Here is a 13,226-nt window from a genome sequence, read left to right as displayed (position 1 = left end):
GTCAGCCACCTCCGAACAGCGCGCGCACCGGTCCGGTGGTCACGTCGAGCAGCGTCTTGGGCCAGAGCCCGACGAGCAGGGTCAGCGCGATGAGCGGCGTCCACGCGGCGTACTCGTAGGCGGAGACGCGTCCTGCGCCGTCCGGGACGGACGCCGGTGGCGGACCGTGCGTGATCTTGGCGAGCATGCGCAGGAAGTACGCGGCGGTGAGCAGAGCACCGAGCGCCCCGGCGACCATGAACGCCAGGAAGACGCCGCGCGGCAGGTCCCCGTTGGGGCGGTAGGCGCCGAGCAGTGCGAGCATCTCGCCCCAGAACCCGGCGAGGCCCGGCAGTCCGAGGCTGGCGACGGACGCGAACGTCAGCACGCCTGCCAGGCGGGGCGCCGTGGTGAGCATGCCGCCGCCGAGTTCGCGGAGGTCGCCGGTGCCGTAGCGGTCCTTGACGGAACCGGCGAGGAAGAACAGCAGGCCGGTGATGAGGCCGTGCGCGACGTTGCCGAACAGCGCGGCGTTGACGCCGACCGGCGTCAGCGTCGCGATCCCGAGCAGGACGAAGCCCATGTGCCCCACGGACGAGTAGGCGATCATGCGCTTGAGGTCGGTCTGTGCGAGGCACGCGAGGGCGCCGTAGACGATGCCGACGACGGCGAACAGCCCGAGCCACGGCGCCCAGAACACGGCACCCTCCGGCGTGGCCGGCAGCGCAATGCGGATGATGCCGTAGGTGCCCATCTTCAGCAGGGTGCCGGCGAGCAGCACCGAGCCGACCGTCGGCGCCTCGGTGTGCGCTGCGGGCAGCCAGGTGTGCAGCGGCCACATCGGCGCCTTGATGGCGAAGCCGAGGCCCATGAGCAGGAACGCGGTGATCTGGACGCCGCGCGTCAGGCCCTCGCCGTGCCGGTCGGCCAGCACCGTCATGTCCAGCGTGCCCGCCTGCACGCCGACGAGCAGCATCCCGACCAGCAGCAGGCCCGAGCCGAGCAGCGTGTACAGGATGAACTTCGTCGCGGCGGGGCGCCGGTTCGCGCCGCCCCAGATCGCGATGATCGCGTACATCGGGATCAGGACGACCTCGAAGAACACGAAGAACAGCACGAGGTCCAGGGCGGTGAACGTGCCGAGCAGGCCCACTTCGAGGACGAGCAGCAACGCCGTCAGCAGCCGGGTCCGGCCGCCGGCGGGCGGGTGCTTGATCGTGTGGACGAAGCACAGGAACGTCAGCAGCGCGGTCAGCAGGACCAGCGGCAGCGAGATGCCGTCCATGCCGAGGTGGAAGCGCAGTCCGATCGCGGGAGACCACGAGCGGTCGATTTCGAGCTGCATCCGGGCCGGGTCGCCGAAGTCGAACGCCGTCACGGCCGAGACCGCGACGAGCAGCGTCGCGCCCGAGACGCCGAGGCCGAACCGGCGGACGGCCGTCTCCCCCGGCAGGAAGCGACCCGCCGGGAGCAGCAGTGCCAGCGCGCCCAGCAGCGGGATCGCCATCATCAGCAGGAAGATCACAGGAAGACCACCACCACGGCCGCGATGACGACGAACCCGGCGAGCAGGCCGGTGAGATAGGACTGGGCGTCACCGTCGCGCGGGAGGCGAAGCGTTCCGGCCAGGCGGCGCGTTCCGGTGGCGATGCCGTTGACGGCCGCGTCGATGCCCCGGTCGTCGGCGACGGCGACGCGTCCGGCGAGCCACCGGACGGGGCGGACGAACAGCAGCGCGTACACCTCGTCCAGGTAGAAGGCCCGGGCGAGGGCGGGCCGCGCCGGACCGAGGGAGCGTGCCGGGTCGAGCGCGGGGTCGCGGTTCCAGAGCAGGAACGCGGCACCGATGCCCGCCGCCGTCAGCAGCAGGCCGAGCAGCGCCGAGCCGAGGTGCGGGCGCAGCTCGCCCGAGGCGAGACCGGTGAAGCCGAGGAACGCGGCGGGGACGGCGAGCGCCGCGACCGTCCACGACATGAGGCGCGGCGCCTCGCGCGGCTCGCCGGTGCCGCGGTACTCGCCGAAGAACGTCATCAGCCAGGCGCGGGCGGCGTATGCGGCGGTGAGCACGATCGTGAGCAGCAGGCCGAGGTAGATGAGCCAGGCGACGGCCGGTGGGAGGGCGGCGTCGGCGGGCAGGTTGGTGGGGCTCAGCGGAGCGGGGGCGGCACCCGTGTAGGAGCCCGAGACGGCGCCCGGTCCCTCCGGGACGCCCACCAACGTCAAGCCGCCTTCGACGGCTCGGCCGCCGGGCGTGGAGGCGCTGTGGACGAGTTCGCCGCCGTGCAGGGCCGCGTGCTGGGCGCCTTCGAGGACGGCGTCCTTGCTGAAGAAGCCGCTGACCGGGGGGACGCCCGCGAGTGCGGCGAAGCCGATCGTCATCGCGCCGAACGTCAGCGGCATGCGGCCGCGCAGGCCGCCGTAACCGGCGAGGAGGTTCGTGCCCGCGACGAAGATGACGCTGCCCGCCGCGAGGAAGAGCAGCGCCTTGAACGCGCCGTGCGCGACGAGGTGGAAGACCGCGGCGGGCTTCGCGCCGACGGCCAGGCCCGCCGCCATCACGGCGAGCTGGCTGATGGTGGAGTAGGCGAGGACGCGTTTCAGGTCGTCCTGGGCGAGGGCCGCCAGCGCGGCTCCGACCATGGAGACCACCGCGAGGACGCCGAGGACCGCGAGCGCCGTCGGTGCCTGGACGAACACGTCGAACAGGCGCGCGACGACGTAGATCCCTGCCGCGACCATCGTCGCGGCGTGGATCAGCGCGCTGATCGGGGTCGGGCCCGCCATGGCGTCCGGGAGCCAGGTGTGCAGGGGGAACTGGGCGCTCTTGCCCGCGACGCCCGCCAGGAGCAGCAGCGCGGCGGCGAGGACGGTGCCGTCGGGGAGCATCGGGGCGCGCTGGATGATGCCGTCGATCGAGAATGTGCCCGCGCCGACGCCCAGGATGATGATGCCGAGCAGGAAGCCGACGTCGCCGAGCCGCGTCACCAGGAACGCCTTGACGGCGGCGCGGGAGTTCGCGCGGTCCTCCCAGTGGTGGCCGATGAGGAAGTACGAGCAGACGCCCATGACCTCCCAGCCCGCGTACAGCACGAGCAGGTCGCCGGACAGCACGACCAGCAGCATCGCGGCGGTGAACAGGGAGATGAACGCCGCGTACGAGGAGTACCGGGCGTCCTTGGCCATGTAGGCGACGGAGTAGAGCTGGACCGCGAACGCGACCGTGCAGACCATGACGACCATCAGCGCGGCCAGCCCGTCGACGTGCAGACCGACCCGGATCGGGACCGACCCGGCGTCGATCGTCGTGAGGACACCGGTGCGGACGCCGGGTGAGCGCCAGGCGACGAACCCGACGATCACGGCGAGGACGAGCGACACCGCGCTCGCCCCGCACGCGATGAGAGCCGGGCCGTTGCGGAACGCCGCAGCCCGCGCTGCCTCCGGAGGTGTCGCACCGGCGGCGGCGGAGTCAGGATCGGCGTCCGCCTCCGCCTCGGTCACGACGGTCGCCCCCACGGGCGCCGCCGCCGGCGGCCGTCCCCCGAGCAACCGCGTCAACCGGGGCCCGAACAGGAACCCGACGAACGCCGCCACGAACGGCACCAACACGATCAACGACGTAAGGACGATCACCGCCCGACCTCCGTCCCCTCGGCCCCACCCGGCGGCTCCTCGCCCTGCCCGCCGCCCCCACGCCCACGGCGCTTCACACCACCGGCCTCGGCGGCTCGGGACTCACCCTCACCAGACCCGGCGGGACCGGCCTTGTTCTCACCGGACTCAACGGCTCCGTCCTCATTCGCACCGGACTCAGCGGGACCGGCCTTGTTCTCGCCCGGCTCACCGGACTCGACCGGACCGGGCTCGTTCCCACCTGACTCAGCGGGACCAGACTCGATCTCGACGGACTCGACAGCTCCGGGCTCGTTCGCACCGAACTCGACCGGACCGGACTCGTTCCCACCCGGCTCAGCGGGACCAGACTCGATCTCGACGGGCCCGGCAGCTCCGGGCTCGTTCGCACCGAACTCGGCCGGACCGGACTCGTTCTCACTCGACTCAGCGAGACCAGACTCGATCTCGTCGGATTCGACAGCTCCGGACCCAACGGGGCCGGGTTCGTTCTCTTCTGGTTCAGCCGAGTCAGACTCAACCGGCCCGCGCTCCGCACCGCCGGATTCGGCCGCGCCGAGCTTCGTTTCGCCGGGCTCGGTACCACCAGGCGCCGTTCCTCCGGGCTGGATTCCGCTGGGCTCGGCCGGGCCGGGCTCCGTCCCGGCGGACTCGGCGGTACCGGACTTGCGGACGCCGCGCGCTTCCTCGGGCTCGATCACCTCCGGCGAAGCGCCCTCGGACGCGGCCGTGCTGGATTCGGCCGCCCCACGCTCGTCACGGGGCTCAGCCGCTTCCGACGCGATCGCGCGGGGTTCGAGCGCAGCAGGCTCGGCAGCGCTACTAGGTGCGGGCGTTGTGGGCTCTGCGGCTATGGGCTTGGCCGGGGCGGGGTCGGTCGTTTCGGGGGCCGTTGCCTCGGGGGCGTGTTCGGCTGGTGCGGTGACGTCGGGGTCGGGTTCGGCGGCGCCGGGTTCGGGGATGGCGGCCTCGCTCGTGGTGGGGACGGCCGCGGTGGGGAGCACCATGGTGCGTTCGTCGTCGGCGGCGGGCGGCGGGGCATCGGCTTCAAGCTCGCTGAGCGGTGGCGTCTTGGGTGCGCGGGTGTCGGCGTCGAGCTTCGGCGGACGTTCGTCGGCCGGTCGAGGAGGCGACGGCTCGTCTGCGAGGTCGGAGGGCTCCGCGCCGACCGGGGACGGCCGTTCGTTCGCCGGTGCGGCTTCGGCGGAGGCCGGGGCGGCGGGCGGGGTTTCGGCGAGGGTGCGGAGTTCGTCGACGTTGATGGTGGAGCGCGTGCGGTAGACGAGCAGGACGATGGCCAGGCCGAGGCCGATTTCGGCGGCGGCGATGACGATCGTGAAGAGGGTGAGGACCTGGCCGCCGTGCAGGGCGTCGCGCCACCAGACGTCGAAGGCGACGAGGTTCAGGTTGACGGCGTTGAGCATCAGCTCGACCGCCATCAGCATCAGGATCGCGTTGCGGCGGGCCAGGACGCCGTAGACGCCGACGGAGAAGAGCAGGGCGGACACGACCGCGGGATAGACGATGTGCATCAGTCGTCCTTCTCGCCGATGTCGGACCGGGACAGGACGATCGCGCCGACGAGCGCCGCGAGCAGCAGCACCGACAGCACCTCGAACGGCAGCACCCAGGTGCGGAAGACGGCGGCACCGAGCGTGTCGGCCGAACCGCCGCCGGGCTCGATCTCCTTGTAGGCGTGCCCGAAGCCCATGATCACGACGGTGACGAGGAGCGCCGCCGTCGCGAGCGCCACGCCGAGCGCGACCCAGCGGTTGCCGGAGTCGAGGGCGGGGTCGCGTCCGATCGGGGCGCGCGTCAGCATGATGCCGAACAGCAGCAGGACGACGACCGCGCCGACGTAGATGAGCACCTGCACCCAGGCGACGAACTCGGCCGTCAGCACCAGGTAGCCGCCCGCCAGGCCGCCGAAGGACACGACCAGCCACAGCGCGGCGTGCACGATCTGCTTCGTCGTCACGCAGAGCACGCCCGCGCCGACCGCGATGGCGCCCAGGAGCAGGAAGACGACGTCGTGGCCGGTCATGCCCTCCTCCCGCGCGCGGCCGCCTTCTCCGCCGCCGCGATCTCCTTGGGCGGGTCGCCGGACGGGTCGAGGGCCTGGGGCGGCGGGACCGTCCACATCCATTCCCGCAGCCGGTCTCGTTCGTGGGTGAGTTCGGCGATGTCGTATTCGGCGTACTCGAACTCGGGCGACCAGAAGAGCGCGTCGAACGGGCAGACCTCGACGCAGATGCCGCAGTACATGCAGAGCGAGAAGTCGATCGCGAACCGGTCGAGCACGTTGCGGGTGCGCGCCCGGCCGCCGCCCTCGGCGGGCAGCGTCTCCTTGTGGGAGTCGATGTAGATGCACCAGTCGGGGCATTCACGCGCACAGAGCATGCAAACGGTGCAGTTCTCCTCGAAGAGTGCGATCACCCCCCTGCTGCGCGGGGGCAGATCGGGCTGCACCTCGGGATACTGGCGCGTGTTGGTACGCCGCGTCATCGTTCGCAATGTGACGGCCAGCCCCTTGGCCAGACCGCCTCCTGGTAGCCGTCCCACGGGGGACATGATGGCGTACGCGGCGCGTGGGGGGAACGCGGCGGGGGTTGCGTTCGTCCCAAGAGCAGGGACGTGCGGAGGCTCCGGCACGGCCCGGTGGGAGGAGCGCAGATGAGCGATCACGTCCACGACCCCTACGGCGGCGGGGAAGAACACCTCCGGCACCACGCGTCCCGTCCGCCCCGTCATGGCAGGTCCAGGCCGGTCGACGGGTACGGTGCGCCACCGCACGGACGGCCGGTGCCACAGGCTCTCCCGCATCCCGCTCCGTTGCCGCCGCCGCCCCTCCCGCCGCGCCCCGGCGGTGCCGGATGGGCGCTCGTGCCCTTGGTCACGTTCGGTTTCGGGACGCCGTTCTCGTTCGGCTACATGGCGATCAAGCGCCGGTCGGCCTCGCTGGCGGTGGCGACGGCCGTCTACGGGGCGGTCGTCGCCCTGATGGTGGTGGCACCCGACGCGAGCGTCTTCGCGGCGATCGCCGGGCTGGTCTGGATGATGGCGTGGATCGGCGCGACGATCCACGCGTTCGCGCTGCGCCCCTCGCTGTTCCCCGCGCCCGAGCCGCCGACGCCGGCGAGTGTGCGCAACGAGCAGGCCGTGCACGTCGTGAAGTACCGGCGCAAGCTGCGCGCCGAGGCGCGGGCGCTGGCCCGGGAGGACCCGGCGCTCGCCTACGAGCTGCGCATCGGCCGCCCCGACCTGCCGCGCGCCTACGACGACGGCGGCCTGGTGGACGTCAACAGCGCACCGCCGGGCGTGCTGGCGGGCCTGCCGGGGATGACGGACGAGCTGGTGGAGCGGATCGTCGCCCGGCGGAGCGAGGAGGGCGGGTTCCTCTCCGCCGAGGAGATGGCCGTGGAGATCGACCTGCCCCCGGCGGTGTTCCAGCGCGTGGCGGATCTCACGCTCTTCATGCCGTGATCGCATGGCCTGACCTCGCTCTCCATCACCGACCGACCATCGGCCGTTACGGAGAGTCTTGTCGGGTCGGGCGGCTTCCGAAAGTCAAATCTGAGGCTGTGGATAACGGGAGCTGCGCCCGGCTAAGCCGACACCACCCGCATGACCCCCGTCAAAGCCAACTGCGCAAGGGCCAGCGGCACCAGCCACGCCCACGCCAAACGCTGTAGTTGATCTTCACGCATGCGCGGGAAGCTCACCCGAAGCCAGATCACGATGAAGGCCAGCGCGAACACCTTCAGCAGAAGCCAGAGCCAGCCGAGTTCCGCATCCAGGAACGGCCCTTTCCAGCCACCGAGATACAAAACGGCCGTCAACGCCGCCAGAACCACGATCCCGGCATATTCGGCGAGCAGGAAGAGAGCGAAGCGAAGACCGCCGTACTCGGTGTAAGGACCGAGAATGATCTCGGAGTCCGCGATCGGCATGTCGAACGGAGGACGGCGCAGCTCGGCCAGCCCCGCGACGAAGAAGACGACGAGCCCGACCGCCTGCCACGGCAGCCAGTACCAGCGCCATTCCTCGACGATCCCCGACAGCGACAGGGTGCCCGCCGCCATCGCCACCGACGCCGCCGCGAACACCATCGGCAGCTCGTACGACAGGAGCTGCGCCGCCACCCGCATGCCGCCGAGCAGCGAGTACTTGTTCGCGCTCGCCCACCCGGCCATGATCGCGCCGATGACGCCGATGCCCATCACGGCGAGCGCGAAGAACAGGCCGAGCCCGAGGTCGAGCACGACCATCCCGTCCGGCCCGACCGGGATCACCAGCAGGACCAGCAGGTACGGCACGAGCGCGACGCCCGGCGCGAGCTTGAAGATGCGCCGGTCGGCGGCGGCGGGGACGACGTCCTCCTTCTGCGCGAACTTCACGCCGTCGGCGACGAGCTGCGCCCAGCCGTGGAACCCGCCCGCGTACATGGGGCCGAGGCGGCCCTGCATGTGCGCCATCACCTTGTGCTCGGCCTGCCCGACGAGCAGCGGCAACACCGCGAACACCGCCGCGACGAGCGCCAGCTTCAGGACGATCTCCAGCAGATCAGGCATGCGGGCCCCAGTCGTCGGGCACGCCCGGCGGGCGCACGCGGCGGCGGCTGGGCGCACCATGGCCCGACTCGCCGGGTTCCTTCGCCCCGGGCCACGCCTTGGCGACCCGGGACGCGAGCACGAAGTCCTTGCGCAGCGGATTCCCCTGGAACCCGTCGGGCAGCAGTAGCGGGACGAGGTTCGGGTGGTCGTCGAAGACGATGCCGAACATCTCGAACGTCTCGCGCTCGTGCCAGGACGCGCCCCGGTACACGCCGACGGCGGTGGGCAGCCGGGGGTCCTCGCGCGGGACGCGGGTGTGGACGAGCAGATGGTGCCGCTTCTCCAGCGAGTACACGTGCGCGACGACGGCGAACCCCTCCGCCATCTCGTCCACGCCGGTGATCCAGTCGAAGAACTCGCACGACAGGACGTCCCGCGCGAACGTCAGCGCGGCGATCCAGTCGCCGGGCAGGACGCCGACGGACAGTCCCGCCTCGGTCTCCTCGGTGGTGACGTCGCCGTCGAAACGGTCGGTCCAGGCGGCTTCCAGCACGACCGCGCTCACGCCCCGTCCCCCCGTCGCTCGTCGGCGAGGCCGGGGATGATGGACGGGTCGTGCTCGGAGCCGTCGTCGGGCAGGGCCGACAGTGGCCGCGTCACGTCGTGCGGGCCGCCGTCCCCCTGAGCGTCCGGCGACGGTACGGGACGCGTCGCGTCATCCGGGCTCGCCGCGGCCTCCGGCGGCAGTGACGGCACCGGACGCGTCGCGTCCTCGGCATCGGCCGGAGCCTCGACGGGTTCGGGAACGGGCCGCGTCGCGTCCTCCGGGCCACCGGCCGGTGCCGAGGACGAGACGGTCGGCAGAATCTGCGTCTCCTGGGAATCCGGAGACCCGTCCCCGGCCGGAACCGGCCGTTCTTCGACCGCCGGCGGAGGCGGCGCCGCGACCGGCGGGCGCCGCAGGACGGTCGGCTTCAGCGGCCGCGACCGGGGCGCTGGGCTCACGCTCTCGCCGTCGCCGCCGTACCGCTCACCGAGCGACTCCCCGGCGATCTTCTCCTGGAGCTTGAGGATTCCGTGCAGCAGCGCCTCGGGCCGCGGCGGGCATCCGGGCACGTAGACGTCCACGGGGATGATCTGGTCGACGCCCTTGGTGACGGCGTAGGAGTCCCAGTAGGGGCCGCCGCAGTTCGAGCACGCCCCGAACGAGATGACGTACTTGGGCTCGGGCATCTGCTCGTAGAGCCGCTTGATGGCGGGCGCCATCTTGTCGCTGACGGTGCCGGAGACGACCATCAGGTCGGCCTGGCGGGGGCCGGGCGCGAACGGGATCACGCCGAGCCGGATGAAGTCGTGCCGGCTCATCGACGTGGCGATGAACTCGATCGCGCAGCAGGCCAGCCCGAAGTTGAAGACCCACAGCGAGTACCGGCGGCCCCAGTTCAGCACGAACCGCATGGGTTTGGGCGCGAGCCGCGACAGCGGCCCGACGCCCGGCGTCGGCAGATCGACGGTACTCATGCTGTGTCCCTCACGCTGGGCGGCCCGCTCGCAGTCACGGGTGCATTCTTACAGCCCCGGCGCCACCGTCCAGAAGGTCAGACCCACGACAGGACGCCCTTCTTGGCGGCGTAGAGCAGTCCGGTGGCGAGGAACCCGAGGAAGACGAACATCTCGGCGAGCGTGGTCATCCCATAGCCCGGAGCAGCGAAGATCGTCGCCCAGGGGAAGAGGAAGACGGCGTCGACCGCGAACACTACGTAAAGGAACGCGAACACGTAGTAGCGGACGTAGGACTGCGCCCAGTGCCCGCCAACGGGATCTACGCCACATTCGTAGGTGGTGAGCTTCTCGGGCGTCGGCCGGTCGGGACGCAGCAGCCGGTTGGCCGCGAGCCCGCCGCCGACGATCCCACCACCGACCAGGAGCAACGCCACGAAGACCGCGTAGCCACCGAAGTAGTCAGACACGTCTAACCTTCCCTAGAGCGTCGGACAAGTATCCCCGAGACCTCGAAGTTGTGGCGATGCCGCATCGGTCCGAACCTTCTGCCCGCAACGAGCGTCTTTTGCTGCACACTAGAAGTTGCATTTTGGGGTCTCTTGACCTGGAAGGACGTGACCGGATGAGCAACCCACCGCCTCCCCCCGGCTGGGATCCCCCGGCCGGCTCTTCGTGGCCCCCGCCTCCCCCGGCGGGTCCCGGAGGTCCGGGCGGTCCCGGAATGCCCGGTGGCGGACCGCCGCCGGGGCCGGGTTACGGCCCTGGCACTCCCCCGCCGTTCTTCCCGCCGCCGGGCGGGGGACCGCCTCCGCCGCAGCGGCGGGGTTCGAGCGGCGCGCTGATCGCCGCGATCATCGGCGGCACGGTCGTGGTGATCGTCGCACTGGCCGTGGTCGTGGTGATCATCGCCTCCGGCGGAAAGACGCCGGAGGAGCAGCTCAACGGTGCCGCCGCCAAGCTCAGCGGCGCGCGGGGCATCACCTACAAGGGCACGGTGACCAGCGGCGGCACGGACCTGCGCGGCGACCTGACGGTCACCAAGGGCGGCCGCGCGAGCGGCGCCGTCACCTACAGCGGCTCGCAGGTGACGCTGCTGTCCGCCGACGGCAAGACGTTCCTCAAGGCCAACTCGTCGTACTGGCGCGGCAAGGTCAGCAGCACCAGTGAGCCGTACTTCCTGGACGGCGAGCAGTGGGGCCGCCTCGGCTCCTCGGATCTGCGCATCGACTTCAAGGAGTCGCTGGCGCCGTCCGTGCTGACGGAGAAGCTGCGCACCGCCGCGAGGCTGAAGCGCGAGCCGGTCAAGACGACGGTGGGCGGCACGAAGGCCCTCCGCTTCACCACGGGCTCGACCGTGCTGTACCTGTCGGACACCAACGACCCGGAGCTGATCCGGTACGAGAGCTCGTTCCCGCGCATCGCGGCGGACGTCTCGGTGGCCGGTGACAGCGCGATCAACGACATCCGCAACCGGATGGGCGAGCTGGAGAACTCCTTCGACGTCTCGTCCCGCCCGCGGATCTCGGAGTGGAAGCGGGGCGGCTGCACGGGCACGTCCGGCTGCCTCGTCGAGGCGCAGGTCGCGCCGCCGTCCGGGCTGGAGGGCACGACGCCGATCGAGATCCGGTTCAACATCACGGCCGACAGCCTGACCGGCCGCGACCTCGGCAACTGCACCACGAAGATCACCGTGTCGGGTTCGACCCCGGTGTGGGCGCGCTGCCAGGTGACCAGCGCGGCGTGGACGTCCTGGGCCAAGAAGGGCGGGACGTTCTACAAGCACGTGCAGTACAAGGTCGCCGGTGCGAGCAGCTCCGACATCCAGTCGATGCAGAGCGGCCTCGACCAGGAGTGACACCCTCATGCCGGACGTTCCGGGCTCCACGAGTCCGGAACGTCCGGCATTCTGGGTCCGCACCATGAACGAAATCGGCTGAGGCGAGGCGATGAAGACGGCACCGCACCCCGCACGGACGACCCGGTGAGCACCGAGCCGCCCCGCCCCCGGCTCGACACCGACGGCCCGCACACCGGCGACATCCGCGTCGCGGGCGCCCCCCGTCCGGAGCCGTCCTTCGACGCCCGCGCCCGCCCAGAGGCGACCACCCGCGTCGACGGCTTCCCGGCGATCACCGTCACGAGCGGCCCCCCGTACAGCCCTCCGGCCAGGTCCGGGAAGGGCCGCCGCAAGGCGGTCTGGATCGCCGCCGGGGTGGGCGCCGTCGTCGTCCTCGGCGTCACCGCGTACGGGCTGACGTCCGGCGACGCCGCCGAGTCCGCGCCGCCCGAGCCGTCCACGGCCGCCGCGGCGGCGGCCCCGTGGACACCCGACGCCGCCCGCGGCCTCGCCGAACTCCCCGCCGTCCGTTACGCCGGGAAGCTCCCCAAGGGCGACGCCGACGTGCGGCTCCGCCTCGACGTCACCCGCGCCGGGTCCGCGACCGGCACGATCACGTCCGGCGCCTACCGCGGCGACCTCGTCACGATCGACGGCGACACCTACCTCCGCGCCGCCGCGCCGCTGTGGCGCGCGCTCGGCACGGGCGCCGAACGCCCCGACGACTACGCGAACCGCTGGACGCGCGCGACCCCCGCCCTCCTCGGCGTCGACCCCGCCGTCCTGGCCCCCAAGGCCCTCGCCAAGGCCCTCGACGGCGACGCCCGCGCCCTCGACGACGCGGTCGGCGGCACCGCCGCGCACCGCGTGAAGACGCCCCGCGCCGACGTCCTGGTGGCGAAGGACGCCCCGTACGGCCTGCTCGGCGTGCAGACGTCCGGGCACGGCGAGCCGCTGTTCACCGCCGCTCCGCTGCCGGACGCGGCACCGGTGCTCGGCCGGATTCGGACACGCGTCGCGGCGCTCGGCGGCGCCGTCGACCCGGCGCTGCGCTTCTCCCCGGGCAAGCTGACGTTCATCGGCTGCGCCGAGAACGTCAACGGCTGCACGATCAGCGTCCCCGCCCGCCTGACCGCCCCCGGCGGGAACGTCCCCGACGGCGCCCGCGCCGCGCTCCGCGCGACCGTCACCGCCGGCGGCCGGACGCTCGGCGCCTGCGCCGCGTCCGCGGACGTTCCGGAGAACCGCTCGCTCGTGCTGCGGTGCACGGTGACGAGCGCGGGCTGGCGCGCGTGGATGCGCCGCGCGATGGACACCCCCGGGCGTCACCCGTACTCGGCGACGGCCCGCGTCGTGGGCCAGGCCGTCGCGCCCGGCGACGTCGGCGCGCTGCTCACCGGGCTCGACGGGGAGCGCACGGCCCCGCCATGACCGGGGGGTCGGTGCGTTCGAGCACGCCACCGCTTATCTATAGTCGGGAAGTGTGAACTCCGCGCCCCCGGAGAGCCCCGGCTCCATCCCTCGTCGCAGGCGCCTCGTACGGCGGCTGCACGTCGACCTGTGCAGGCTTGCCAGCCAGCTTTGTCCGGAGTGACACGGAGCGTTCCCACGCACGCCCGGCGGGCTCCGGCCCCGTCCGGCAGGACGGCCACCTCGGCGTTCTCCGCGTCCGGTACCCGTCACCCGACATACCATGAAGGTAAGCCTAAGTAGCATCACGA

The 13,226-nt window shown here is 71.9% G+C and carries 13 protein-coding genes; 4 read left to right on the top strand and 9 right to left on the bottom strand.

Annotated features, from left to right (window positions below; genetic code table 11):
* Position 1: 1 nt before the first annotated feature.
* The 5 genes from C229_RS0109240 to C229_RS0109220 are packed head-to-tail and all read right to left on the bottom strand — an operon-like array spanning position 2 to position 6,012.
* On the bottom strand, positions 2-1,504 hold the full coding sequence (locus C229_RS0109240) for a complex I subunit 4 family protein (protein WP_018654790.1): 1,503 nt from the start codon (positions 1,502-1,504) through the stop codon (positions 2-4).
* Positions 1,501-3,612 carry an NADH-quinone oxidoreductase subunit 5 family protein gene (locus tag C229_RS0109235; RefSeq protein ID WP_018654789.1) on the bottom strand — a complete coding sequence of 704 codons (2,112 nt, stop codon included), beginning with the start codon at positions 3,610-3,612 and terminating at the stop codon, positions 1,501-1,503. The genes C229_RS0109240 and C229_RS0109235 overlap by 4 nt, the downstream gene beginning before the upstream one ends.
* A complete protein-coding gene (gene nuoK, locus C229_RS35960) occupies positions 3,609-5,144 on the bottom strand; it encodes an NADH-quinone oxidoreductase subunit NuoK (protein WP_018654788.1) in 1,536 nt (511 codons plus the stop codon). The genes C229_RS0109235 and nuoK overlap by 4 nt, the downstream gene beginning before the upstream one ends.
* A complete protein-coding gene (locus tag C229_RS0109225) occupies positions 5,144-5,656 on the bottom strand; it encodes an NADH-quinone oxidoreductase subunit J family protein (protein ID WP_018654787.1) in 513 nt (170 codons plus the stop codon). The genes nuoK and C229_RS0109225 overlap by 1 nt, the downstream gene beginning before the upstream one ends.
* On the bottom strand, positions 5,653-6,012 hold the full coding sequence (locus tag C229_RS0109220) for a 4Fe-4S binding protein (RefSeq protein ID WP_018654786.1): 360 nt from the start codon (positions 6,010-6,012) through the stop codon (positions 5,653-5,655). The genes C229_RS0109225 and C229_RS0109220 overlap by 4 nt, the downstream gene beginning before the upstream one ends.
* Positions 6,013-6,495: 483 nt before the next feature.
* Between C229_RS0109220 and C229_RS30030 the strand changes: the two genes are divergently transcribed.
* The gene (locus C229_RS30030; protein WP_240487133.1) at positions 6,496-7,095 is read left to right on the top strand and encodes a ComEA family DNA-binding protein; all 600 of its coding nucleotides are present in this window, start codon (positions 6,496-6,498) and stop codon (positions 7,093-7,095) included.
* Between the two features lie 122 nt (positions 7,096-7,217).
* Here C229_RS30030 and C229_RS0109210 read toward each other — a convergent pair whose 3' ends face one another.
* The 4 genes from C229_RS0109210 to C229_RS0109195 all read right to left on the bottom strand — a co-directional run bounded on the left by C229_RS0109210 (position 7,218) and on the right by C229_RS0109195 (position 10,135).
* The gene (locus C229_RS0109210; protein WP_026313607.1) at positions 7,218-8,183 is read right to left on the bottom strand and encodes a complex I subunit 1/NuoH family protein; all 966 of its coding nucleotides are present in this window, start codon (positions 8,181-8,183) and stop codon (positions 7,218-7,220) included.
* Positions 8,176-8,730 carry an NADH-quinone oxidoreductase subunit C gene (locus C229_RS0109205; RefSeq protein ID WP_018654783.1) on the bottom strand — a complete coding sequence of 185 codons (555 nt, stop codon included), beginning with the start codon at positions 8,728-8,730 and terminating at the stop codon, positions 8,176-8,178. The genes C229_RS0109210 and C229_RS0109205 overlap by 8 nt, the downstream gene beginning before the upstream one ends.
* On the bottom strand, positions 8,727-9,686 hold the full coding sequence (locus C229_RS36135; RefSeq protein ID WP_018654782.1) for an NADH-quinone oxidoreductase subunit NuoB: 960 nt from the start codon (positions 9,684-9,686) through the stop codon (positions 8,727-8,729). The genes C229_RS0109205 and C229_RS36135 overlap by 4 nt, the downstream gene beginning before the upstream one ends.
* 77 nt (positions 9,687-9,763) lie before the next feature.
* The gene (locus C229_RS0109195) at positions 9,764-10,135 is read right to left on the bottom strand and encodes an NADH-quinone oxidoreductase subunit A (RefSeq protein WP_018654781.1); all 372 of its coding nucleotides are present in this window, start codon (positions 10,133-10,135) and stop codon (positions 9,764-9,766) included.
* A 254-nt stretch (positions 10,136-10,389) separates the two neighbouring features.
* Here C229_RS0109195 and C229_RS0109190 point away from each other — a divergent pair, with 254 nt between their 5' ends.
* The 3 genes from C229_RS0109190 to C229_RS36050 all read left to right on the top strand — a co-directional run bounded on the left by C229_RS0109190 (position 10,390) and on the right by C229_RS36050 (position 13,099).
* The gene (locus tag C229_RS0109190; protein ID WP_018654780.1) at positions 10,390-11,523 is read left to right on the top strand and encodes a hypothetical protein; all 1,134 of its coding nucleotides are present in this window, start codon (positions 10,390-10,392) and stop codon (positions 11,521-11,523) included.
* Between the two features lie 126 nt (positions 11,524-11,649).
* Positions 11,650-12,936, top strand: coding sequence for a hypothetical protein (locus tag C229_RS0109185; RefSeq protein WP_026313606.1), 1,287 nt, complete (start codon positions 11,650-11,652; stop codon positions 12,934-12,936).
* Between the two features lie 52 nt (positions 12,937-12,988).
* Positions 12,989-13,099, top strand: a complete 111-nt coding sequence (locus tag C229_RS36050; RefSeq protein WP_420804635.1) for a putative leader peptide — start codon at positions 12,989-12,991, stop codon at positions 13,097-13,099.
* The last annotated feature ends 127 nt before the right edge of the window (positions 13,100-13,226 follow it).

Source organism: Actinomadura flavalba DSM 45200, assembly GCF_000374305.1.
GTDB lineage: Bacteria > Actinomycetota > Actinomycetes > Streptosporangiales > Streptosporangiaceae > Spirillospora > Spirillospora flavalba.
The sequence above is the reverse complement of the archived record's forward strand: the minus strand, read 5'-3'. Positions and strand labels throughout refer to the sequence as shown.

Excerpts from the sequence above, each read along its gene's own strand:
- nuoK (WP_018654788.1), bottom strand. The coding sequence starts at position 5,144 with ATGCACATCGTCTATCCCGCGGTCGTGTCCGCCCTGCTCTTCTCCGTC.
- C229_RS0109190 (WP_018654780.1), top strand. The coding sequence starts at position 10,390 with ATGCCCGGTGGCGGACCGCCGCCGGGGCCGGGTTACGGCCCTGGCACT.
- C229_RS36135 (WP_018654782.1), bottom strand. The coding sequence starts at position 9,686 with ATGAGTACCGTCGATCTGCCGACGCCGGGCGTCGGGCCGCTGTCGCGG.
- C229_RS0109225 (WP_018654787.1), bottom strand. The coding sequence starts at position 5,656 with ATGACCGGCCACGACGTCGTCTTCCTGCTCCTGGGCGCCATCGCGGTC.
- C229_RS0109220 (WP_018654786.1), bottom strand. The coding sequence starts at position 6,012 with ATGCTCTGTGCGCGTGAATGCCCCGACTGGTGCATCTACATCGACTCC.
- C229_RS0109210 (WP_026313607.1), bottom strand. The coding sequence starts at position 8,183 with ATGCCTGATCTGCTGGAGATCGTCCTGAAGCTGGCGCTCGTCGCGGCG.